The following is a 286-nucleotide window of genomic DNA, read 5'->3' as shown; positions in this document are numbered from 1 at the left end:
GTGGCCCAGCCGGGCAATCGGCTTGCCGTTGGCAAACACCGTTTTGGCGCCTTCGGCAATCACCACCGGGCCGGGGTGGTCGCTGCACGCAATTTTGTCCCCTTGCCGGGCTACCGGCTGGCCTTCAAAAAAGACATCCGGCGAGCCTTCGACAATTTGGCCCTTATTCGCCCCGTATTGCCCGAGTGCCGCGCCCACGGCCGAGACCAGTCCGCCGACAAAACCGCCTGCCAGCCCGGCCGCCGCCCCGGCCACCACGGCCATCGCCAGGCCGCCGGTCGCCACA

The 286-nt window shown here is 68.2% G+C and carries 1 protein-coding gene; it reads right to left on the bottom strand.

What is annotated here, in order from left to right; translation table 11 throughout:
• On the bottom strand, positions 1-286 hold a 286-nt coding region (locus tag ACGF49_RS25180), incomplete at both ends, for a PAAR domain-containing protein (protein ID WP_387493516.1).

Source organism: Photorhabdus sp. RM96S, assembly GCF_042879335.1.
GTDB lineage: Bacteria > Pseudomonadota > Gammaproteobacteria > Enterobacterales > Enterobacteriaceae > Photorhabdus > Photorhabdus kayaii.
The sequence above is the reverse complement of the archived record's forward strand: the minus strand, read 5'-3'. Positions and strand labels throughout refer to the sequence as shown.